This window comes from Levilactobacillus suantsaii (assembly GCF_014069315.1).
GTDB classification, from domain to species: domain Bacteria; phylum Bacillota; class Bacilli; order Lactobacillales; family Lactobacillaceae; genus Levilactobacillus; species Levilactobacillus suantsaii.
Genome location: NZ_CP059603.1, coordinates 765,120 through 788,494 on the forward strand (window position 1 = coordinate 765,120; position 23,375 = coordinate 788,494).

A 23,375-nucleotide genomic window follows, 5' to 3' on the forward strand; every position below is an offset into this window, starting at 1 on the left:
TTTTCTTTACGCAAAATTGAAGCGACCGCCAAGCCATCACGTGATGGCTTGACGGTCGCTTTTAGCGTCGAGATTAAATATGATGGTGGGCTAACGCCACGGAATCGTGTCCTTCTAACGTCAACAAGGCAAGCTTGCGGTCGAGTCCACCCGCGTAACCGGTGAGGGCACCATCATGGCCCACCACCCGATGACAGGGGATGACGATGGCTAGCGAATTGTGGGCTACGGCACCACCTACGGCTCGCACGGCCTGCGGTTTCCCTAGCTGAGTCGCGATTTGTTGGTATGTCGCGGTTTTCCCGTACGGAATCTGAGTCAGCACTTGGAGAACCTGCGCACGAAATGGGGTCACTTCCGGCGTTAAGGGTAACGCAAACGGGTCTGGTGCTTCACCCGCAAAGTAGGCGTGGAGCCAATCGAGAGCTAAGTGTAGTGATTCCGTCTGGCCCGTGGGGATAGCGGTCAAGTCGTAATTAGCGCCAAAGTGGGCTTGGTCGTTGAACCATAAGCCGTATAAATGATGATCATCGCCCAGTAACGTCAAGGGGCCTAAGGGTGAGGGCGTGGTCAACTGGGTCGACATAGCAAGTCTCCCTTTCTTAGTCTTCAATCATAATCAACGATTGCCGGAGCGCCTGGGCGTTGGCCGGTAGCGACGGTAAGTTACGAATATCATCGGGAGCGTCGGCCACCAAAGTCGCGGTCCCCATAAAGGTCATTTTGAGCCAATCGCAGGACAACTTTATCGACTGTTCGATGAGGGGCTTGGCTTTGTGGAGGGGGTCATCGGCGCCCACAATCAAGAGAAAAATCCGCTTATTAGCAAACGATGTTCCTGCCGTGAAACTGTCAAACCAGCGGTCGATAAAGACCTTGAGCTGGCCACTCATGTTGTACCAGTAGACGGGGGTCCCCAACACGATGTTGTCGGCCGCCTGAAACTGTGCCATGATGGTCAGGTAGTCGTCGGACTCGTCGAGTTGGGGCATGGTGGTCTCCCGGTGATCCCGTTCAAAATTTAAATGTGTCTGTGCTAGGTGGACGGTGTGGTGGGGGATGTCCGCCAGTAAGCGTTCACCTAGCGCAGCGGTATTTCCGTCGGAGCGGGAACTGCCGTCGATAAAGAGTGTCGTCATCTGTAATTGCCTCCTTTAAATTCAGTGTAGAAAAGGTGCCGGCGAAAAGCAATTAATATGGCCAAGCAACTAGTCGCCCGCCGGTATCCGTGATAGAATGGGTCTTAATTTGTGTCTCATCTAAATTTAATGTTAGCGTCCGCGTCTCTGCGAGGAGCAGGATGCACGTGAAGAGAGGGAGGCTATGCAATGCGGGAGATTCGACTGCGTTGGTTATTGCTGGGGGAGCTCTTCAGCAGTATCGGCATGAGTTTTATTTGGCCGCTAACGACCATTTACTTACATAACCACCTGGGCATCTCCTTGACCCAAGTGGGGGTGATTTTACTGTTCTATTCCCTGGCCAACGTGTTGGGGAGTATCAGCGGGGGGCGGTTGTTCGACCGGTTGAACCCGTTTTATTTGATCATTGGCAGCGTGACGCTATCCTTTGTTACCATGCTGGTGTTGATTTTCAATCACGGCTGGCCGGCGTTTCCCATCGCACTTTTATCCTTGGGCTTTGCGTCGGGCTGGTCACTGACCATGGTCAATTCGCTGGGCACTACGATTCATAGTCGCGATGGCCGCTATATCTTCAATATGTTGTATTTCGCGCAAAATTTTGGGATTGTCGCGGGGACCGCGATGGTCGGGTTCGTCTACAGTGTCAGTATCACGTTGCTATTTAGCATCGCGACCAGCTTGTTTGGGGCCTTTTTGGTGGTCATCTTGACGACCTATCACGTCCCGGCGGTGATGCACCGCGAAGTCCAAACTAAAACGACACACCATGTGACCCTGCCCAAGGCGAATCGGTACATCATGGGCAGCTTTTTCTTTTCGCTGGTCATCATCTGGATCATGTACGAGCAGTGGAATTCTAATCTGTCCGTGTACATGACCGGGATGGGCATCTTGATGCGCGATTATAGTCTGTTGTGGACCATCAACGCCGCGTTGATTGTGGTGTTTCAGGCACTGTTGAACTGGCTGGCGAACTTTTTTACCAACTTGTACCTGCAAGTTTATGCTGGCATCTTTTTCGTGGCGTTGTCGTTTGTCACGCTGATCTTTGCCAAGGACTACGCCCACTTCGTGATTGCCATGGTCATCTTGACCATGGGCGAAGCCACGGCTTTTCCGGCGATTCCGGCCATCGTTAACAGTCTGACACCGGCCGTGGTCAAAGGGCAGTATCAGGGGATGGCCAACGCTTGGGCTTCAGTCGGCCGGGCGTTCGGACCGCTGTTCGGGGGCCTGGTCATCGACTTTGGCTCCTATACGCTACTCTTCGTGGTGGCGGCGGTGGCGAATCTCCTGGTTTTGGGACTGAACCTGGTCGTTATCACGGGAAATCGGCGACAAGCGGAAGTTTATAAATAATATTGTGGGGGTAGGGTGTATAATAAAATCATAGTAGTGGAATATAGGTTATTAGGGGAATGCACATGAAAAAGAAAATTCGGGGAATGAGTGGCCTGCTACTGGGGTTAGTGCTGGGCTTCTTTCTATGGGGTGGTATCCATACGGCGCCGACCCAATCGACCGTGACGGATTCGGTGGTCCAACCGACTTCCGGCCAAACGGCAGTACGGTTGGATAGTACGAGTGGTCATCACGGTCAAGTGGAAATGAAGACTCAAACAACGACTAGTCAGGCGGGGAAAACGGTGAGTCGCGAGACCACCAAGATGACGCCGCAACAGCCGACCACCTCCCAACGGTAATGACGTTTGGGTGAAAATTAAGGCAATTATAAATAACGGTACTGAAAAAGTAATCGATAAAATCTCCACGGATCAGGCCCAAGCGGCTGGTACGTGGGGATTTTTGCCGTCCAGAAAGTTTTGTCGGCGGATGACGTGGTGCCTGATTTTTAAGCAGGCAATCGGCTTACTGCCAGTAAGCCGATTGCCTTTTTTAGACGCGATTATGCATTATTTTCGAATAATATGAATATTTATAAAGTGTTTGACTTTAAAAATGAATGGTGATAAATTAAATATTAATCAAAGCAAAGACTAGATTGCGAAGAGTAACGTGAAGGCCCGTCCAGCAAGTTCGGGTAGCTGTCAGCCGAAACCGCAAATCCACGTGAACCGCATCGCGATGTTTCATTGGTGAACCTAAGTAGCCAATGCCGGCTGGCGGCCGTTACCCCGCGCGCATCGAATTTGATGCCATAAGTGATAAAACAAGGTGGTACCGCGAAGCATTCGCCCTTGTCGACCAGGGATGGTCGGCGAGAGTGGATGCTTTTTTGGTCTAAATGAGGAGTTGAGCGGAATGCATAAACAAATGATGGGATTGGGTATTGGCTTATTGGCCGTGATTGGATTAGCCGGTTGTGGGACGTCGGAAGCGAAGAGTCACGACGCGACGTTGAACGTGACTTTGGTGGGCAACCCCGCAACGGCCAACCCGGCCATCTCCGGTGACGTGAACAGTTCGAGCATGATTTCGCAAACGGAAGAGGGGCTTTATACCCTGAACAAGAAGGGCAAGGTCGTGGCGGGCGTGGCCGAAAAGGTGGTCAAACCAACGAAAAACGGCACGGTCTACACGTTCAAAATCAAGCAGAATGCCAAGTGGCAAAACGGCGACCCCGTGACCGCCCAAGACTTCGTGACCTCGTTTGAATGGCAGGTCAACCCGAAGTCCAAGTCGCAGGTGGCCAATAAACTAAAGTATCTGAAGAATTATTCAGCTGTGCAAAGCGGCAAGAAGGATCCCAGCGCACTAGGAGTCAAGGCCCTCAACAAACGGACCCTGCAATTAACGTTATCGAAACCGCAACCCTGGTTACCGGACATCTTAGCCACGGCGGAATATCCGATGAAGACGGATCTCTTTAAGAAGTATGGCAGCCATTATGGGACGTCGGCCACCAAGACCATGTCTGAGGGGGCTTACAAACTGGTCGGCTGGAGTGGTAACAGTGACAGTTGGACCTACGTGAAGAACCCGCATTACTGGAACGCTAAGAACGTTCAAATTCCGAAGGTCAGCGTGCAAGTGGTCAAGACGCCAAGTACCGCGGCCAACCTTTTCAAATCGGGGAAGGTCCAAGAAACTTATTTATCGGGACAATACATCAAGCAAAATGCGAATAACTCACAACTGACCACGACGTTGAACAGTTCGATGCGGTTCTTAGAGTTCAATGACAAACGGTCGGTCACCCATAATACTAAGGTCCGGCAAGCCTTCTCCTACATCGTGAACCGGAAGCAAGTCACCGATAAGGTTTTACAAGACGGGTCGCAACCGGCTAAAAGTCTGATTCCTTATGGCGACGGCAATGATCCGAAGACGGGCGAGGACTTCTCCAAGGAAGTGGGGAACCTGGTTAGTTATAACCCCAAGAAGGCCACAGCCCTTTGGAAACAAGCGAAAAAAGAACTGGGCATCAAGAAAACGAGCCTGGAAATTTTGACGGCGGATACGGACGAACAACAACACGTGGCCCAGTATCTGCAGCAACAAGCCCAAAAGTACATGCCGGGGTTGACCGTGACCATTAAGGCGTTACCGCTGGCCCAACAGATCAATAAGGGGTCCGAAGGCAATTACGATATCGACCTCGATGGCTGGACGACCGATTGGCGGGATCCCGCGGACTTCCTGCAAATGGCGGACGGGACCAGTTCGGTCAACTTCACCAAGTGGGACAACGCCCATTACACCAATTTAATGAAAGAAATCGATGACACGAGCAAATACACCACTCAGCAACGGTGGGATTTAATGAAGCAAGCCGATACGTATGTGACACAACAAGCTGGCTTAGTCCCGTTGTATCAGCAGGCTAAGGCTCACTTGGTCTCGAAACAGGTTGGTGGGTTGAAGTACACTATGATGAGCGATGCCCAATATAAATACGCTTATTGGAAATAATCAGCGCTGAGCCACAAAAAACGGGTGCCGCAGAACGATTAAACGTTCTGCGACACCCGTTTGGCGTAGCTGAGTAAAAGGTGATGAGCAACTCATTCAATGAATGAATAAGTATCAATGAAAGTGGATAAATACACGGACGAAAAAAGCGATGCCGTTACCGACATCGCTTTTGTATAAGATGGGCAGTCAGGGGCTCGAACCCTGGACCCACGGATTAAGAGTCCGTTGCTCTACCAACTGAGCTAACTGCCCATAACTTTTCAACGAAAACAATCATACCATGCGAGCTGGGGGTGATGCAAGTCTTTTTTGAAAAAATAATCATGTTTATACATCCCTAAAACTGAATGAGCTGAATTTATGAAGGACAACGCTTAATTGAATAAGGAGCGCCCTAATAGATGCAATTATTGAATCTGGGACTACTTAAGTTATGGCGAACTTGGGCAAACATTATGGTATTAAACGCATTAGGATTGAAGGACAGTGGTATAGTACCTTCAAGCGATTTATACGGCCTAATGGATAAAGAAATTAATTACTTTGATACTTGTGGCGTGTACAATATATAATATAGGAGGTTAATTAATGATTGATTTTTTGGAGGATTTGGGAGAGCTAATTAAAAATTTGTTTGAGGTGATTGAAGGTTTATTTGTTGTCGCTGTTTGTGGGGTTATTTCTTGGATACTAATTTGGGCAATTACAATAATATTAACGGAATAGATACATAACTGGCCGGGGGAATTCCGGTTCTTTATAAACTGTTGTTGATAATTTATATTCGGGTACCTAGTCGCACAACGACTTAGGTATCCTTTTTAGGTTAAAAATTAAACGAATATGTAATTAGAAATTAATGAACGGAAAGTGTCTATAGTAGCCTGAGGTGTTCGTTGGGTTTAAGCAAAAGCTTCCAATATCGTTTTAAGGATTTGTACTTAGGAGTTGTGGTTCCGTATCGTTTCATGATACGAACTCGGGTCGCATTAAAGGCTTTAGTAGCAGTACTTACAATGCGGAATCTATCCGTGACAACAAGCGCATTAGGGAGGACTGAGACTAACTGTGGATAGGTATAATTCATATCGGTGACGGTGGCCTTTACACGCTCTCTGCCAAAAGGAATATTGCATTCGTTATATCTAAAATAGCGCTTGTTTAGACATAGGATGACGTTTCATTCGCTACAACGTAGCAATTTCAACATAACTTTGCGCCAATCATAGCGGATGATAGTCCAAAGTATTCTTTACTTTAAAGGGGCCAGTACTATTGAGGTTAATCAGTTTAACGCTTTTAATATGAGCACCTTCAATTTCGAACATTTTTTTGATATTCCGAGACATTAGGGTATAGTCGCTTCTTTTTTTGAAATGTGGTAGTGGATAGATATAAGTCTGCTGACTATATCTCTTTTTTGCGTGACGAATTTACAATTGAAGTGCAACAAGTAAGAAAATAAAAATAGACTCCTAGCCTGAGTCCTGTAGAATGAAGTCACCATAACAATCATCTAAAGGAGTTCTTAGGCTATGAGTCCATATACACATCTTACCTTAAAAGACCGCGAATGCATACTGTTAGGTGTAACTTTACACCATACTTACCAGGTTATTGCCAATCAAATCGGTTGTTCCAAAGCCACTGTGTCACGAGAAATTAAACGCAACGGCGGTCGGGGCGCCTATTCCGCCGTAAAAGCCCAGCAGAACTATCAACAGCGCCGATTAAAGAGTCGCCGCCTCAGGGTACTGGAGAATTTAAAGCTACGCGACTTTGTCCTTCACTGCATTCTTCAACGACAATGGTCACCCGAGCAAATCGCCGGTCGTTTATCTTTAGAGACCAGTAATTGGCATATCAGCTACAACACGATTTATCGCGGAATTGAACGAAATAATTTAGGCGTTAAACGTAAAAGTCATGGGGCTCGAGGATTCGCTCGAAAGTTACGACATCGTGGGAAAACTCGTAAGGTTAAAGGAACTGTCAACGAACGACGTGGCCGTTTTAATAATGTCCCATCAGTCCATGAACGACCAGTCTCATGTGAGAATCGGACTCGTTTTGGCCATTGGGAAGGCGATACCGTTCGCGACAAGGTCGGGCGTTCGGGTTTAGTGTCACTGGTCGACCGTAAGTCACGATACCTTCTGTCTGAGCGTGTACCCAAAGTGAATGCCAAGAATGTGACCCAAGCGATGATCGACCTCCTGCATACAGTCACACCTAAACGCGTTCGTACGCTTACACCAGACCGAGGTACAGAGTTTGCGGGTTATCGTGAAGTCGGTAAAGAGCTTGGTATCTCAGTCTATTTTCCAGACCCGCACGCACCACAACAACGTGGGACCAACGAAAATACCAATGGTCTCATCCGAGAGTATTTTCCCAAAGGAACTGACCTTGATGAACTGACCGATCAAGATATCGCGAAGTTTGTCAGGAATTTAAATAATCGCCCCCGTAAGGTCTTAGGCTGGAAGACACCATCTGAAGTTTTCTTCGGTAAAAAGTTACACTTGATTTGACAATTCGTCGTACTTTAAAATGTACCATCAAGTCCACACAAAAATATCTGTTACTAACAATCAAGTTTATCTTGATCATCAATAACAGATGTTATAGGGCCAATCTTTCACCTTCAGTTGACGAAGACTCATGATTTATTGGTCAAAAAAATCAGCAACCCCGAAGTTAATCTTCGTGAAAGCTGATTAGTGGTGATGCTATGATGGGCAGTCAGGGGCTCGAACCCTGGACCCACGGATTAAGAGTCCGTTGCTCTACCAACTGAGCTAACTGCCCATATCTTTCGACGAGAACTATCATAGCATGTCAGCTAAGGGGACGCAATCCTTTTTGTCAAAAAATTTGACTTAAAATTGGAATTTTTTTAAAAATAACGTGTTATCGCATGATAAATAAACGTTAAAAAGCAAACTTTTCAGTTAAAACTCGATATAAAGTTAAAAGGTTAGCCTTGGACTTTTAAAACCGATTAATTATTTTTAATAACGATAAAATGGGGTGCTCGACTCGATTAGTCCCACATCTCGACATTTCCTGGGAAATATTATGTTAAAAGCACCTTAAAACCGTGGCGGAATAGGACTGAAACCAGCTTCATGATGTGGTATAATTCAAGTAGTGCCCGATTGAGTGCCTGCTGGAAATTTATCAGCGGTCCCGGACACACCTGTGATTCACCCGGGTTATCATGGATAATCCCTTATTCCTTGACTTTAAACGAGCATTATCAGGAACACAATAATGGAGTGGTCCCGCTGACGATGGTAGTGTGACATCCAGCGGTCGACCTGCCGATAATCCTGCAATTATCGGAACGAATGGTATTTCCCTTAAGGAGGAAATTTTTAATTATGGCCAAAAAAATTCTTGTCGTCGATGACGAAAAGCCCATCTCAGATATCATGAAGTTCAGTTTAGAAAAGGAAGGCTACGAAGTGGACGTCGCCTATGACGGGGAAGCCGCGTTACAACACGTGGAAGAAAACACCCCGGATTTAGTGATTTTGGACTTGATGTTACCCAAGGTCGATGGCTTGGAAGTTGCCCGGGAAGTGCGGAAAAAGCACGACATGCCGATCATTATGGTCACGGCTAAGGACTCCGAACTCGATAAGGTCTTAGGCCTGGAACTGGGAGCTGACGACTACGTCACTAAGCCATTCTCGAACCGGGAATTAGTTGCCCGGGTCAAAGCCAACTTACGGCGGCAAAACACCGCGGCCCATGCGCAACCCGAGGAACCGGAAAACCAAGATATTGAAATTGGCGACTTGACGATCCACCCCGAAGCATACTCCGTGTCCAAGCGGGGGACCAACATTGAATTGACCCACCGGGAATTCGAACTGTTGCACTACTTGGCCCAACACATTGGCCAGGTCATGACCCGGGAACACTTGCTCCAGACCGTTTGGGGCTACGATTACTTTGGTGATGTCCGGACGGTGGACGTGACGGTCCGGCGCCTACGGGAAAAAATTGAAGACAGTCCTTCGCACCCAACTTGGCTGGTGACGCGGCGAGGGGTTGGGTATTATCTGCGCAACCCTGATTCCGATCAGGCTTAGCTAGCGGCAACGCTAAATTTTTGGCGGAGGAGTATGTAACTTCGTGAATAGCAAAATTAGATTCTTTCAATCGATTCATTTTAAAATCGCGTTAGTCTTTGCGCTGCTGCTGTTACTGACCCTGGAGATTGTGGGTGCCGTCTTCGTGCGGCAACTGGAACACCAGAACTTAAACACCTTTAAGTCCCAACAGGTGGTTCAAACCTACATCACTAATCGACTCTCCAACGAACTGGCGAAAACCAATGTGAGTGGGGCCAATAAGCAGATTAAATCGACGCTCTCCGAGATCACCAATACCAATAACGCCCAAATTCGGGTGATTGATAATAAGGGGACCATTCGGGGGACTAACGAAGCTGATAATCAAGGTGTCGTGGGGCAGAAGACCACCGACAGTGACATTAAAAATGCGATTTATAATAACCGTGACGTGGTGCGGACCACCTATAATTCGCAGAACAATAGCCGCTATTACACCACCGTGACCCGGATCATTCGGACCCAGGGTAACAACAGTGATTTGGTCGGGGTTATTTATATGCGGGCGAGTCTGGATTCCGTGTACCGAAACATCAACCAAATCACGCTGATTTATTTGTCGGCGACGTTTGTGGCGATTATTTTGGGACTCGTCATGGCGATTATTATTTCCCGGGCAATTACCCGGCCAATTGACGAAATGAAGAAACAAACGTTGCGGATTGCGCGCGGAGACTACTCTGGGCACGTCCACGTTTATGGTAACGATGAATTGGGCCAACTGGCCAGTGCCGTCAATAACCTATCCGTCCGGGTCGAAGAGGCCCAGGAATCGACGGAATCAGAACGGCGGCGGTTGGACTCCGTGATGGCCCACATGACCGATGGCGTTATTGCCACCGACCGGCGGGGGAACGTCACGATTATCAACGAAATGGGCAGTAACTTCTTGGATACCGATGCGGATGATGCGGTCGGTAAATCTATTCTGGATCTGTTGGCGATTCGCCAAGATTATACTTTGCGCGAGTTGCTCGAAGACCCGGATGATTTAGTTTTAGACTTTTCAACCAAAGATCATGACTTGATTCTGCAAGCCTACTTCTCATTGATTCAACGGGAATCTGGGTTTATTTCGGGGATTGTTTGTGTCTTACATGACGTTACCGAACAACAAAAGATTGACCAGGACCGGAAACAATTCGTGTCCAACGTGTCGCACGAGTTACGGACGCCGCTGACCAGTGTGCGCTCGTACGTTGAAGCACTGGCCGAAGGGGCCTGGAAGGACCCGAAAGTGGCCCCTGAATTCTTGAAGGTCACCCAGGAAGAAACTGACCGGATGATTCGGATGATCAACGACTTACTGACGTTGTCGCGGATGGATTCTGGGACCCAAAAGTTGGACCTGGAAATGGTCAACTTGAATGAACTGTATAACTATGTCCTGGATCGTTTCGACATGATTCTCAAACAAGATGACCAGCCAGAGAAGACGTACACCATCAAACGGGAATTTACCAAGCGTGATTTGTGGGTCGAAATCGATACGGACCGGTTCACACAGGTCTTGGATAATTTGATGAACAACGCGATTAAGTATTCCCCGGACGGTGGGGTCATCACCTGCCGGTTGCTAGAGACGCACAATAACGTGATGCTTAGTGTGACTGACCAAGGGCTCGGAATTCCCCGGGCCGATATCCCACGAATCTTTGACCGGTTCTACCGGGTCGATAAAGCCCGATCACGGGCCCAAGGTGGTACGGGGTTAGGGTTAGCGATTTCCCGGGAAGTCGTCCAAATGTTAGGCGGCCGGATTTGGGTCGATAGTCGCGAAGGTCGCGGCTCGACGTTCTACATTTCCTTGCCATATAAGCCGTACGAAGAGGAGGATCTCTGGGATGAAGATAACTAAAGTCCTGTTACCGCTGGGGTTAGCCGTAGCGGTAGCTGTCAGTATCACCTTTTCGGCGTTGATTTGGACCAACCCAGCGCAATATGAACATAACCGGCAACGCAGTTCGAACACCCAGACCACTGATATCAGTACCCGGCCACAACGCGACGTGTTTCTGCCGACGCAGGTCGTTTATAGCAATGCTTCTGGGAAGCAAGAACTGTTGAACAACCGAAAAGTCAACTTGACCACGGAACTTCGCGATGCACTGAAAAAGTGGGACTTCGGTCGGGTCACGCAGGTGGATGGGGTATCACACACCGAATATATGCGTTACCTGACACAAAAGAGTAGCTTGCTGTTGTCCTACGCTAGCCCGGTTAACATCCGGGTGTTCAATACCGTGTTCGGTAGTCAATTGAACCGGCATTCAACGAAGTTCTCCCGAATCATGGTCTCGTTGACGGATCCCGACTATTTGTACTTGTTAGATGATAAGCAGCAAAGTGTTTACCGAGTCAAGATCAGACACGCAGGCGTTAAGGCGTTGCGCAAAATCTTGAAGGAAAACCTCTTTCGCATCGATGTCAAAATGGATTGGCTCAATGGGAATGCACTGGCTTACGTGACTAACCGCGTTGCGGTACCATCCTACAGTTACCTGGTCAACCACCAATCGACGGATAACTTTACGACCCGCTTGTTGAACAAAGGGGAGTCGACGAACGTGACGGCCAAGAAGAATAAGGATAGTACCGTCTATAGCGACGGGGCGTCACGCCAGTTGACCTTCTATAATAAAGCGGGGATGGCGCTGTTCGAAGATTACGGTGCCTCGCAAGTGGCGTTGAGTTTTAACCAGCACTTATCCACCGGTTACAAGGCCGTCAAGTCGATTGGCCTCCCGATGGAAAACCTGCGCTACTACGGTTATAACGAGTCGAACCAGACGCTGACCTACCGAAGCTTCGTGGAAGGGTTCCCGATTTTTAACCAGAGCAACTACGGGACCGCTCGGATCCAACTCTCGTCACAGGGCGTGCGGCGGTATAACTTCTCAGTCTATAGTTTGCAGGTCCCAGTGCCTAACGACAAACATGCTGTGAAGTTACCAGGGACCCAAGCCGTGATTGACCAGTTGAGCGCGGCTGGGTATAGTAAGAAGAAAATTGGTAGTCTCCAGCTTGGGTACCAATGGGCCACCTCGTCAGCTTCCGATAAAGTCGTTGATCTGACGCCTACCTGGTACGTGTACTACAAGGGCAGTTGGAAGAACTACGAACAACTGTTGAAGTAGACCGGCAAGGAGGAATCGTCAGCTATGGATTTTCGGCGCATTGAGTGGTTATTTTTAGTCGCCTTTATCGCAATCGATATTTTTCTGTTTGCGGCCTTCCAACGTGATGCGACGGGTCAATCGGACACGGCTTCGGGCCGGTCGGCTGATACGGATACGACCATCGTGAAGGAAATGCGCGCAGACAACATCACGTTCAAATCTCCCAGTAAAAAGAGTGGCGAGGGTTATTACATTTCCACCAAGGATAATGCCGCCCAGATCAAGGCCAGCCTGACTAGTCTGACTGACCAAACCGTTCGGTACGATGATGGGTTGATTACCTCGACGTTCAAGACCCCAATCGATAACGTGGATACTCAGCATCCTAACCGGACCTTGGCCGACGTGGTCAGCAATACGTCCTTGATTTTAAACGGGGATGATTACCGCTATAATCAAAACCTGTCGAGTCGAAATACCGTGGTGTACACCCAGCGGGTTACCGACGGGCAGATTTATTCTAGTTACGGGCAGTTGCGGTTTAGCCTGACCAATGATGGGACCATCACCGGCTACACCCAAGGTTACCTGTCAGACGTCACGACTTTGCGGGAAAAAACGGGGATGATTTCGGAGCGGAAGGCATTAATCAGCCTGTACCAATATAATCAATTACAAAATAATACGAAGATCATGTGGACTAAGTTGGCTTATACACGGTACTTCACTTTGAAGAACAGCAGTGTGTATATCCCGACGTGGGTCATTGCGGTCAAGACCTCCAGCGGTAATAATGCGGGGATCGTACAATTGAAACACGTGAACGCCTTTACGGGAACCATCCTTACTTCAGATAGTAACGTGAAGACGGTCAGCGGGACGACGACCACCAATTAACGTGGTGGCACCGCAAATACATGTGAGCGAAAAGCGACGATGATCGTCGCTTTTTGTTTCGCAGTGATTTATGAGATACCAACCAAGTAATCAGGTTACAAGTTTAGTCGAATGCGGTATGATAACGGTGATAGGTCAAGAGAGGGTTAGATAAAGTGAGTACGCAAGGAGACGACTTACGCATCAGCATTCTGTCCAGTGGCAGTACGGGCAACGTGTGCTATGTGGAAAGTCCAAACGAACGCCTGCTGATTGATGCGGGCTTGAGTGGTAAGAAAATTGAACATTTGATGGGGACCATCGACCGGAGCTTGACCGACGTCAATGCGTTACTGGTAACCCATGAGCATACCGACCACCGCAAGGCCGTGGGGATTCTGGCGCGACGCTACCCCCAAATCGGGGTCTACGCGAACCGGGGAACCTGGGACGCGATGGCTTCGCGCATCGGCAAGGTCTCCTTGGACCAGAAGCACCTGTTCGCACCAGATACGGTCCAGACCTTTGGCGACATTGACGTCGAGAGCTTTTCGGTCTCCCATGATGCCGCGGAACCGCAATTTTACGCGGTCCACTATCATGGCAAGACCTTCGTTATCTTGACGGATACCGGGTACGTGTCCGAACACGTCGAAGGGGTCATCAAGGATGCCGACGCCTACTTGTTGGAGTGTAACCACGATGTGGAAATGTTGCGGATGGGAGACTATTCTTGGCCCCTTAAGCAACGCATCCTAAGCGATAAGGGACACTTGTCCAACGAGGAAGGGGCCGATACCTTGATGGATGTCCTGGGCAATCGGACCAAGAAGATCTATCTGGGGCACCGCAGTTTGCACAATAATATGAAGTCCCTGTGTCATTTAACGGTGGCCTCGATGATGGCCAACAAAGACTTTGGCGTCGGCGAAGACTTCAAGTTACTCGATACCGATCCCGAAGCTGCGACGCCGCTGGAGGCAATTTAAAAGTTTAAGGACTTCCGCGCATTTTTATCGCAGAAAATTCACACTCGCCCGCTAAAATGGGGATATTAAGTTAAATTGCCCATGGGGCAAGTCGATAATGAGGAGGGTTAGCGCATTTACGCGCGAGACGATGGCTGATAATAATAACAATAATAATCAAAATGATAATGCCCAAAATCAATTTGAGGATCAACAGCGATCAACGCCGGAGCAAACGCCGCGCCCCAAGAAACCACTGACCTTAACGAAGGTCGCCGTGACGGCAATCATTGCCGGATTACTTGGTGGTGGGGTCGCCTACGGTGGGGTATCCTATTTCAATAACAGTGGGTTGAACTCGACGGCGGTGCCGGCCGGGTCCAATAAGACGGGGAACACCAAGACGTCGAACGTCACGGTCAACGTCAATAGCCAAGCCACTAAGGCCTTCAATCAGGTCAAGGGGGCGATGGTCTCCGTCATCAACCTACAAAAGGAAAGTAGTAACAGTACCTTAGGGGAGCTCTTCGGTCAGAGTTCATCGAATTCATCTAGCTCGAAATCGTCTTTGGAAGAAGCATCCGAAGGGTCCGGGGTCGTTTATAAGAAGAGCGGCAACACCGCCTACATCGTCACCAACAATCACGTGGTATCCGGATCTTCGGCACTGCGGGTCGTGACGAGTAGCGGCAAGCAGCTCCAGGCCAAGGTCGTCGGGAAAGATTCCGTGACTGACCTGGCCGTTTTGAAGGTCAACGGCTCGGCCTTAAAGACCGTGGCTTCATTTGGCAATTCCGATAAGATCAAGGTCGGCGAGACTGCCTTGGCCATCGGGTCACCATTAGGCAGTCAGTACGCGACGTCGTTAACGCAAGGGATCATCTCCGCTAAGAAGCGGACGATTGAAACCACGAACTCCGCGGGGACCCAGACAGGGAACGCCACGGTTATCCAAACCGATGCCGCGATCAACCCCGGGAACTCCGGTGGGGCGTTGATTAACGTCGGCGGTCAAGTCGTCGGGATTACCTCGTCGAAGATTGCCAGTGATACCGAAGGGACCAGCGTCGAAGGGATGGGCTTTGCCATTCCGTCGAACGAAGTGGTCAAAATCATCAATCAATTAGTCAAGAAGGGCAAGGTTGTGCGGCCTGCGTTAGGGATTACCTACGTGGATCTGACCAACGTCTCGAGTTCGCAACAAAAGTCCATTTTGAAGCTGCCATCTAGCGTGAATGAAGGGGTCGTCGTCATGAGTGCGTCGTCCGGATCACCAGCAAAGAAAGCTGGCTTGACCAAGTACGATGTCATCACGGAATTGGGTGGCCACAAGATTACCAGCCAGTCCACGTTACGGGATATCCTGTACAAGTACAAGATTAACGATACGGTCTCGATGACTTATTACCACAATGGTAAGAAGAAGACCACGAATGTCAAATTGACGGAAACCTCTTCACAGTTGAAGAGCACCACGAATTCTACGTCAGAAAGCTAAACACAACGATAAAGGTTGAGGCCACAGCAAGTGGTGTCGATGCTGAAGGTCCGGGAGTGAATCCCGGGCCTTTTTTGATGGGCAAGGTTAAACTATGCAGTTCGCATGGCGAAACACGATTGATGAATTCGAGAGGCCAAATGTCTGATTATAAGGTGGCCGGGAAGAAACGTGGTAAAGCTTACTAGGATTTATTGAAAGTAGCCAGCACAGAGGGTGGTGTGCCGATTACAGAGCGAAGAACGCGTGTTTGGGAGTCATTGGGGGCGTTATAGAAAAGCCGAAAGTTGAAACGGAGAAAGGACGTCGGAAAACCGTAAGTGGGTGAGAGATGCCGAACGAAAAAAGTGAGGACCGCTAGCGTAATTCAGGTGGCAAAAAAGTCTGTGGATAACCTGTGGATAACTTTTTTCACAAAGTAAAATGGCCGGAGTAAAACGGGGGATAAATAAGCATGGTAGCGGTTATAAAGTTATCCACAGGTTGGCGAAAAAGATGGGGATAATTTTTAGTGATTGTGAAAAATGGTGCCATAAACGTTGATATGACAATGATTTTAATTGCCGTAACGAACAAACGTTTTTGTGGATAACTGTGGATAAGTAAAAAAGGATTGACATTTGGCCAAAAAATAGATGTGGGGGTTAAGATCAAAACGACCCCCAATATCTGCTTACCGGTTGTGGACAACTTGTGGATAACTTTGTGAATAAACTCTAAGAGGACCCGTCGTTTTGTCAGGTATCTGAGTAAGGTGTCTAACGGAAAAGTTCACAGATTATTAGCATTAGATTATGTTTAGACGCCGGTATGACGGGGTTAGACACTATTTCTGAATTGAACAGGGAAGTAGGCTAACGGGCTGCTGATCATATGGGCGGTAGAGGTCACTGGAAAACGTCGCCAGAAATTACCGTGGTGGGTAACTGACGGGAACCTGTTGATAAATGTTTCATGTGGAACATTGCGATAAGTGAGAGAAGCCACAGCTTAAAGCCTACGTTTCTACCCCCAGGGGTATCTAGAAAACGGGCCGTAGCGGCGATAATCGCTATCTGGTTCTGACGACGAGTTCAGGGTATAATGGGAATTGGTTGTTATGGAGAAACTAAAAACCACTGGTTATGCACCTGTGGATAAATTAATTGAGGAGGCCGTTATGAACATCAAGTTTGTCGTGGTCGGAAAGTTAAAAGAAAAGTATTTTAAGCAGGGAATCGCAGAGTACGCCAAACGGTTGTCCCGGTTCTGTAAGTTTTCCATTGTTGAGGTGCCAGACGAGAAAGCGCCGGAGAGTCTCTCGCAAGCGGAGATGGACCAGGTAATGCAAGCGGAAGGTGACCGGATCCTAGCAAAGATTAAGGACCGCGAGTATGTCTTTGCCCTAGCAATTTTGGGGAAAGAACGCTCCTCAGAGGAGTTTGCGCGGGAAATCAAGGATTTGACCACGTACGGGCACTCAGATTTAACCTTCGTGATTGGGGGGTCGCTGGGCTTGGCGCCGGAAGTCTTGAAGCGGGCTAACACGCAAATCTCGTTTGGGCGCTTCACCCTACCCCACCAGCTGATGCGGTTAGTTTTAACGGAACAAGTTTATCGTGCGTTTATGATCAACGAGGGGAGTCCGTATCATAAATAAGGTGCTTCGAGCGACCAAACGGGGTCGTTGGCTGAACCAGTCACGATTAAGCATCACTAGCAAACGTCCTTGAGCAATTGGATACTCAAGGACGTTTTTTAGTTAGGTCGATTTTAAACAGGTGGGTGGAGCGGCTAGTTTTTTGACGACTTTCTGTGGGCTGTGCACTTCACAATATTAGTAAATTAATAACCATATGTATTATTTCTGTAAAGCCCTAGCTTGCTGACTTACCCGGTGGTATTCTAAAATTAGCCAACTAGATTGGGAAAGGATGAGTTAGAAAATGCTAAAAGCTAGACTGGGATTAATGTTGGGAATTGGCGCAATCAGTGTGGGGCTAGGGTTGAGTGGCGCGCAACCGGCTAGTGCGAAGTATCAGGGGCATGCGACCACCCCCACGGAGCTGCGGGGAACGTGGTATCAATACTTTGGCCATCACCGGTGGCAAGCTTTGAAGATTACGAAGCATGCGGTTAGCATGAATGGCAAGCGATTATACGCTACCAATAAACACGGGTGGCGTAAACTACATGTTTTACGGTTAAAGAAAGGGCAGGGAGCTGAATCGGGGTATAAAGGTTACGGCGGGACCAACTATAACTTAAATTCTTTGGCAAAATATGATTATCAAACGCTCGGCAACGTTTGGTTATCACATAAGCGCGTTCACGGGAAGCGAACCCTAGGTATCTACTACAATATGGGCGGCTTTCAGGTCTGGACGAAACAAAAGTTAGCGCACAACTATTCGTATACTTATAAGGGCAAGCAGTACTTAAATCGAATTGGACGTTAGCTAAGGACACGGCCCACAAGAATACTAACGGCTGCTGGTGATGAAACGGGATAAAAGTCGCAACTGGCGGTCGTAATTATAAAAACTTCGATGAGCTTGCCGACCGGTTTCTGGGAGCTCGGCAAGTAAAATGGAATGTACGACAACTAGGGAGGACACAACATGAAAAACTGGCAACGTGGCGTGGCACTGGTCCTGACCACCATCAGTCTAGGCGGTATCGTCTCAACGACGGCTAGTGCCGCCAGCTGGCATCGCGGCGTCCCCAAAGCGATTCGGGGTAAGTATCAAGACCGGCATCAAACCGCGGCGCAAGGGTTTCCGGCGCACTTGATCTTTAAAGCTAAGACCTTCACTTGGCAAGTTTCCAACATGCCAGAACAACGGCACAGCAAGTTAACCTATAAAAAGCTGAAAGCTCACGTTTATCGGTTGAAGGGGCACGTAGCCAAGCGCGGTCTGGTGCTAGCCGGTTCCCGGGATTACGTCATTTACAAAAAAGGAAAAAAGTTGAAGCTGACGGACTACGGGAGTTATCGCAAGATGGGATTCCGGGATGCGACGGTCGCGAAGAAAGTCAGTCATTTTACGAACGACGCTCATCGGTAATGCGGCAAGTGTTTCACGTGGAACATTTCCGAGCGACCGTTAGATTAGCAACTTTAGGGCAAAAGAAAAACCGCAACGTGGCAACGCTGCGGCTAGATACTAGGCACCTCTCGTATTTTTGGAATGAAGAAATGCCATAGCTAGAATTATACCATACTGACAGTTAATGTCCACAAGTAGTTGGGATAATTATGTCAGCTAAAGAAACTATTTGGGGATTTACGGGGCTAACTAATCACTAAAATTTAAGGGGAGCTACATCAATGTTGAGTAAATGGGGAAAGTGGGCCACGATGGTCCTGATTGGGAGTAGTGTGGGCTTAATGACCACCACGGCACAGGCTAAGTCCAGTTATCGGATTACCAAGACCCAGCGTATCAATTGGACACCTTATCGGCTAAAAAATAGTAAGCAGATACGGTTTACTTGGGACAAGACCCACACCAACCGGATGTGTATCTTGAACCAATACGGGACGGGCTGGCTCGTTGATGCCAAAGTTACCATGACTCATGGGCATCACTCGGCGACCTACCTCCATATTCGTGACTCGAATCGGGAGGTCGGTTATGTTTATGCCAAGGCAATGGTCAAAGGGTACCCCAAGAATTACCAAACGGATACCTCGCTTCGGAGTTACTACCGGTTTAATGCAGCCACTAGGGTCGGTTTATCGGGTGGGGGAACGGTGACGTTGCCCAATGGGACCATCGTCCAGGGAACCATCAGTGCCAATCACGGTCAAGCGCTTCTGAATATCAATGAAGCGCGCCTAAGCTATCACTTGCGGCAACAGATTGGGTTGAAAGATACCCAAACTTTCAAAAAAATCGTGCTCGCTAAGACGGCTGCTACGGTTATTGACCAACCGAGTTACAGCACTGAGCAACACGCTGATGATGTTAATGCAGTCACGGATGAGGAGCTCTTTGCGGGGGACCCAGCTGCGAAAAAATTTCCCCAATTACTGCGGACGACCAGTGACGGCTACGTGGAATACTACGACAATGGTAGCGATCAGCGTTGGAATTTATATTTCCCTCAAGGTGAACCGGTGAGTCAAAAGATTTTACGGGCCAGTAAATCTCATGGGAGGATCACGATTGCTTATCGTGACCACCTCAAGGGGCTGCGCGATACCCCCACCACGGTCGCGGGGGCCGCAGGGTATCAGTTGACTATCCAGAATCAACGGCAGATTCAAACGGTCGATGAAGACAGTTATGCCCGTTATCAAGTCGGTAATCAACCGTTCTTTACATACCGGGGGGTAACTGATCCGCCCATCACGGCTAAAAAAATGAGTCCGCAAGCATTAGCCAAGCGGGTTCAGGCGGCGCCAAAGATGACTTACTATCGCACGACCAGAACGCTACGGCTAAAGGCCCCATTTAATGCGTACACTTTCGGGACGTTACCAAAGACCATTACGTTACCTAAAGGAACGATTGTTGCTGGCAACTTGAACTATCGCTACCAAAAGGGCAAAAAAATCACCATAATGGAGGTGGCGACGAATCGGTTGAGCACCAAGCGCCTGACCCCCGGTTACCGCGCGGGGTTATGGGCCAGTCTAGATACTGCAGAGGTCAAGCAATACTGGTCCTTTGCCCGGGTCGCGCGGCCGGCTTATATGCCCAAAAATAACAGTACGGGGGACCTGTATGTGGGGCGCTCGCCCTAAGCCATTCTCACGCGAAAGCTCGTCAAACGCAGTGCTAGAATCACTACCGATGGTTATGTGGAAATCCGGCAAAATACGCCGACCGATTGGTACGTGGAATGGGATGCGCAATATGGTAAGCCTAAGACATCAGTGAAGATTGAACGGACAACCATCAAGGGCCACACTCGGTATCTGTATTTGGCCCAAAATCTGAGCGGGTTCAAGACGCAGAAGGTCCATTACCACGGGAAAACTCAGTATCGGGTAGCTTTGTTCAATCCGCAAAAGGCCTACGCCGTCCAGTTTAATCTCGATGGGGATGCAGAAGGGCTTAAACCAAACGCTTATGGGGTCTTGGTCTTTGGGGGCCAGGCGGTTTATACGTCGTATAATCTAAAGTGAAGCGCCAGTTGTTGTCACTAACTAACAATCTCTTATAAACTGGGTAATATCTAACTTAGAAAATAGGACAAGTCGTCCGGCAGAAACTACAGTTATGCAGTATAATTGGAAGTATAAAAAGGGAAAAGCCGGGTTGCTTAGCGGGTCGGTAACAGCGAAAAGAGGAGTTGGCGATGAAACTTAAAGCAGGATTGATAGCGTTGGCTTGTTGTTGCCCGTGGGTGCCCCCACGGCCCACGCAGCCACGCGCACTCAGCAGTTGACCACAATCCCGAAGAAACTACGTGGGACCTGGTACCACTACTATGGCAGGAATACGGATGGTTTACGCAAAACGGTGATGACCAAGCATCACTACCGCTCGTATCGGGATGGACACCGCATCGCTAATCTCAAGCATGTCGTGGTCCAACGTACCACGACCAAGGGCAAGTGGCAGCATTACACGATAATGAACCGCCAAGATCCGCGGAATAATTACCAGGAAAGTAGTTTTTCACTCCGCCAGATGAAGTTACGGGGGAAAAAGCAGTGGATCTTGGTCCAATCGCAACACCTTAGCAGTTTAAAACCCGTGGTGTTGACCCACTTCAAGCCCGGGACGCATCGGTACAGTCTGCCGACGTCGGCCTACCGGTTTATGTAACTTGAGATGAATGGAATTTTTGAACAATAAAGTAAGCGTTCAACCGTGATGGTTGGACGCTTTTTTGGCGGGATTAGGTGCGGCCTGCTGATCGGCTTAATAGCTAAGATTAGAAGCATAAACGTTGATCTGGCCGTAACTTATCCCCGTTACATTTACCCGATAATACCATTATTAGTCAACAATAGTGGTATCCTTAACTAGTAACCAGATTTGAGGAGGGGGTTATTTAGATGTTAATTAAATGGGGAAGGTTAGCCACCACCGTGGCGTTTATCGGGGGCAGCGTGGGCCTGATGACCACCACGGCGCAGGCTAAGACCAGCTACCACATCACCAAGACGCAGAAGATTGCCCGGACAGCTTATCACCTTAAAAATGATAAGCAGACGCGCTTTACTTGGGACAAGACCCACACCAAGCGGTTGTGGATTTTAAATCAGGTCGACAGCGCCCACCAGAAGATGACCTGGATGGCGGACGCCAAGGTCACCATGAAACATGGCAACAAGTCGGCAACTTATTTACATATTCGGGATGACTACGGCGGTGATGACGGGTACGTATACGCGAAGTCGATGGTCAAGGGGTACTCCAAAGGCTATCAAACGCGAAGGGGACCGTCATTCAAGGGACCACCAGTGTCAGCAAGGGCCGGGAAACTTTGGCCATCAACGCCACGGCGTTGAGCTATCACCTGCGGCACCAACTGGGGATTGGCGACAAACAGACCTTTAAAGATGTCGCAGTACGTACGCTTAAGGCGACGCCCGTTGACCAACCGGCATACAGTACCGTGATGCACGATGACTTTGCGGATCTCACCGCGGCTAATCTGTTTAAGGGCACGTCGGCGCAGGAAAAACGCACGCAATTGTTCCGGACCACGAGTGACGGGTACGTCGAATACTACGACACGGGCACCAGTCAGAGGAACGATACGGACTTACCGCAAGGGAAACCGGTGAGTCAGAAGATTTTGCGGACTAGTCAGGCACACGGCGTGGTCACAATGGCCTACCGGCACCACCTGAAGGGTTTGAAAGATACGCCCACCACGGTAAAGGGGGCTGCGGGGTACCAGTTGACTCTGCAGAAGCAAAAGCAGACGACCACCATCGGTTATGGCGTCTATGCCAACTACCGCGTCGGGGGCCAGTCGTTCTATGCGTACCAAGGACAAACGACGGGGTCGCCGGTTACAGCCAAGAAGCTCAGCGCTAAGGCGTTGGCCAAACAGGTCAAGACTTCGCCCAAGATGACCTATTACCGCACCACCAAAAAGGTTCGCGTACGGGCACCGTTTGACGCGTACGTTTCCGGGACGCTAAAGAAGACCATCACCTTACCGAAGGGGACCGTGGTGGCTGGCCAGGTAGTCAGCCAACGGCAACGAGGCAAGACGGTGAAGAGCATGCAAGTGGTCACGAATCGGTTGAGTACCAAGCGCCTCGCACCGGGGTACAAAAAGGGCTTATGGGCCGGTCAAGATGCCGCAACGACTAAGCATTACCAATCCTTTGCCCGGGTTAAGCGCCCCGCCTACATGCCGAAAAATGGGAGTGCGGGGGACCTGTATTTGGGAAGCTCGACCAAACCCATCACGGCGGGGAAACTGGCCAAACGGAGCGTGGTGATCACCACCGATGGGTACGTGGAAGTCCACCACAACGATCCGGCTGGTCGTAAGACGGAATACCGGGCCAAGCCTAAGACGTCCGTGAAAATCAAGCGGACCACCATCAAGGGCCACACACGCTACTTGTATCTGGCCAAGAAGTTGAGTGGTTTCAAGACCAAGAAGGTCCACTACCACGGGAAAGCCCAGTACCGTTTGGCACTGTTCAATCCGCAAAAGACCTACGCCGTCAATTTCGATCCCGATGGGGATGAAGACGGCAGTACGCCGGAGGACTTTGGCTTCTTGGTCTTCGGGGGCCAGTCGGTTTACACACCGTATGAGTTGGATTAATAAAGACAATTAAA

The 23,375-nt window shown here is 49.1% G+C and carries 22 protein-coding genes and 2 tRNA genes; 19 read left to right on the plus strand and 5 right to left on the minus strand.

What is annotated here, in order from left to right:
* Positions 1–73 precede the first annotated feature (73 nt).
* Together H3M12_RS03555 and H3M12_RS03560 are read right to left on the minus strand one after the other, a co-directional pair.
* Complete coding sequence (locus tag H3M12_RS03555) at positions 74–586, minus strand: methylated-DNA--[protein]-cysteine S-methyltransferase (protein ID WP_182150929.1); 513 nt, start codon at positions 584–586, stop codon at positions 74–76.
* Positions 587–602: 16 nt separating this feature from the next.
* Entirely contained in the window at positions 603–1,139 is a 537-nt protein-coding gene (locus tag H3M12_RS03560) for a flavodoxin family protein (protein ID WP_129032242.1), read from the minus strand.
* A 189-nt stretch (positions 1,140–1,328) separates the two neighbouring features.
* On the opposite strand from H3M12_RS03560, the gene H3M12_RS03565 reads away from it, so the two are divergent.
* The 3 genes from H3M12_RS03565 (at position 1,329) to H3M12_RS03575 (ending at position 5,018) form a co-directional block, all read left to right on the plus strand.
* Entirely contained in the window at positions 1,329–2,504 is a 1,176-nt protein-coding gene (locus tag H3M12_RS03565; RefSeq protein ID WP_182150930.1) for an MDR family MFS transporter, read from the plus strand.
* Between the two features lie 65 nt (positions 2,505–2,569).
* A complete protein-coding gene (locus H3M12_RS03570) occupies positions 2,570–2,848 on the plus strand; it encodes a hypothetical protein (RefSeq protein WP_129032246.1) in 279 nt (92 codons plus the stop codon).
* 559 nt (positions 2,849–3,407) lie between these two features.
* On the plus strand, positions 3,408–5,018 hold the full coding sequence (locus H3M12_RS03575; RefSeq protein ID WP_129032248.1) for a peptide ABC transporter substrate-binding protein: 1,611 nt from the start codon (positions 3,408–3,410) through the stop codon (positions 5,016–5,018).
* Positions 5,019–5,200: 182 nt separating this feature from the next.
* Here H3M12_RS03575 and H3M12_RS03580 read toward each other — a convergent pair.
* Positions 5,201–5,273: transfer RNA gene (locus H3M12_RS03580), tRNA-Lys, on the minus strand.
* 336 nt (positions 5,274–5,609) lie between these two features.
* On the opposite strand from H3M12_RS03580, the gene H3M12_RS03585 reads away from it, so the two are divergent.
* Positions 5,610–5,747, plus strand: a complete 138-nt coding sequence (locus tag H3M12_RS03585; protein WP_170954958.1) for a hypothetical protein — start codon at positions 5,610–5,612, stop codon at positions 5,745–5,747.
* Between the two features lie 148 nt (positions 5,748–5,895).
* Here H3M12_RS03585 and H3M12_RS03590 read toward each other — a convergent pair whose 3' ends face one another.
* Positions 5,896–6,108, minus strand: a complete 213-nt coding sequence (locus H3M12_RS03590) for a transposase (RefSeq protein ID WP_129032250.1) — start codon at positions 6,106–6,108, stop codon at positions 5,896–5,898.
* Between the two features lie 448 nt (positions 6,109–6,556).
* Between H3M12_RS03590 and H3M12_RS03595 the strand changes: the two genes are divergently transcribed.
* A complete protein-coding gene (locus H3M12_RS03595; RefSeq protein WP_182150819.1) occupies positions 6,557–7,555 on the plus strand; it encodes an IS30 family transposase in 999 nt (332 codons plus the stop codon).
* A 204-nt stretch (positions 7,556–7,759) separates the two neighbouring features.
* On the opposite strand, the gene H3M12_RS03600 is transcribed toward H3M12_RS03595, so the two are convergent.
* Positions 7,760–7,832, minus strand: a tRNA-Lys gene (locus H3M12_RS03600).
* 575 nt (positions 7,833–8,407) lie between these two features.
* Between H3M12_RS03600 and yycF the strand changes: the two genes are divergently transcribed.
* From yycF to H3M12_RS03670, 14 genes are all read left to right on the plus strand, one after another.
* Positions 8,408–9,124, plus strand: a complete 717-nt coding sequence (gene yycF, locus H3M12_RS03605; protein ID WP_129032252.1) for a response regulator YycF — start codon at positions 8,408–8,410, stop codon at positions 9,122–9,124.
* Positions 9,125–9,167: 43 nt separating this feature from the next.
* Positions 9,168–11,024, plus strand: a complete 1,857-nt coding sequence (gene walK, locus H3M12_RS03610; RefSeq protein WP_129032254.1) for a cell wall metabolism sensor histidine kinase WalK — start codon at positions 9,168–9,170, stop codon at positions 11,022–11,024.
* Positions 11,011–12,303, plus strand: coding sequence for a YycH family regulatory protein (locus tag H3M12_RS03615; protein WP_129032256.1), 1,293 nt, complete (start codon positions 11,011–11,013; stop codon positions 12,301–12,303). Before walK ends, H3M12_RS03615 begins: the two co-directional genes overlap by 14 nt.
* Before the next feature lie 24 nt (positions 12,304–12,327).
* Complete coding sequence (locus tag H3M12_RS03620) at positions 12,328–13,182, plus strand: two-component system regulatory protein YycI (RefSeq protein ID WP_182150931.1); 855 nt, start codon at positions 12,328–12,330, stop codon at positions 13,180–13,182.
* Positions 13,183–13,337: 155 nt separating this feature from the next.
* A complete protein-coding gene (locus tag H3M12_RS03625) occupies positions 13,338–14,150 on the plus strand; it encodes an MBL fold metallo-hydrolase (RefSeq protein WP_129032261.1) in 813 nt (270 codons plus the stop codon).
* A 130-nt stretch (positions 14,151–14,280) separates the two neighbouring features.
* Positions 14,281–15,627: a S1C family serine protease gene (locus H3M12_RS03630; protein ID WP_129032263.1), complete on the plus strand. Its 1,347-nt coding sequence runs from the start codon at positions 14,281–14,283 to the stop codon at positions 15,625–15,627.
* A gap of 1,159 nt (positions 15,628–16,786) precedes the next feature.
* Positions 16,787–17,266: a 23S rRNA (pseudouridine(1915)-N(3))-methyltransferase RlmH gene (rlmH, locus tag H3M12_RS03635; protein WP_129032265.1), complete on the plus strand. Its 480-nt coding sequence runs from the start codon at positions 16,787–16,789 to the stop codon at positions 17,264–17,266.
* Between the two features lie 286 nt (positions 17,267–17,552).
* Positions 17,553–18,065 carry a hypothetical protein gene (locus H3M12_RS03640; protein WP_182150932.1) on the plus strand — a complete coding sequence of 171 codons (513 nt, stop codon included), beginning with the start codon at positions 17,553–17,555 and terminating at the stop codon, positions 18,063–18,065.
* A 162-nt stretch (positions 18,066–18,227) separates the two neighbouring features.
* Positions 18,228–18,674: a hypothetical protein gene (locus H3M12_RS03645; protein WP_129032269.1), complete on the plus strand. Its 447-nt coding sequence runs from the start codon at positions 18,228–18,230 to the stop codon at positions 18,672–18,674.
* Between the two features lie 263 nt (positions 18,675–18,937).
* Positions 18,938–20,359 (plus strand): hypothetical protein, encoded by a 1,422-nt coding sequence (locus H3M12_RS03650; RefSeq protein WP_129032271.1) that lies wholly within the window; start codon positions 18,938–18,940, stop codon positions 20,357–20,359.
* 57 nt (positions 20,360–20,416) lie between these two features.
* Positions 20,417–20,743, plus strand: coding sequence for a hypothetical protein (locus tag H3M12_RS03655; protein ID WP_182150933.1), 327 nt, complete (start codon positions 20,417–20,419; stop codon positions 20,741–20,743).
* A gap of 205 nt (positions 20,744–20,948) precedes the next feature.
* Positions 20,949–21,389, plus strand: a complete 441-nt coding sequence (locus tag H3M12_RS03660; RefSeq protein ID WP_129032275.1) for a hypothetical protein — start codon at positions 20,949–20,951, stop codon at positions 21,387–21,389.
* Between the two features lie 233 nt (positions 21,390–21,622).
* Positions 21,623–22,078 carry a hypothetical protein gene (locus H3M12_RS03665; RefSeq protein WP_182150934.1) on the plus strand — a complete coding sequence of 152 codons (456 nt, stop codon included), beginning with the start codon at positions 21,623–21,625 and terminating at the stop codon, positions 22,076–22,078.
* Entirely contained in the window at positions 22,054–23,361 is a 1,308-nt protein-coding gene (locus H3M12_RS03670; protein WP_129032279.1) for a hypothetical protein, read from the plus strand. Before H3M12_RS03665 ends, H3M12_RS03670 begins: the two co-directional genes overlap by 25 nt.
* Positions 23,362–23,375: the final 14 nt, after the last annotated feature.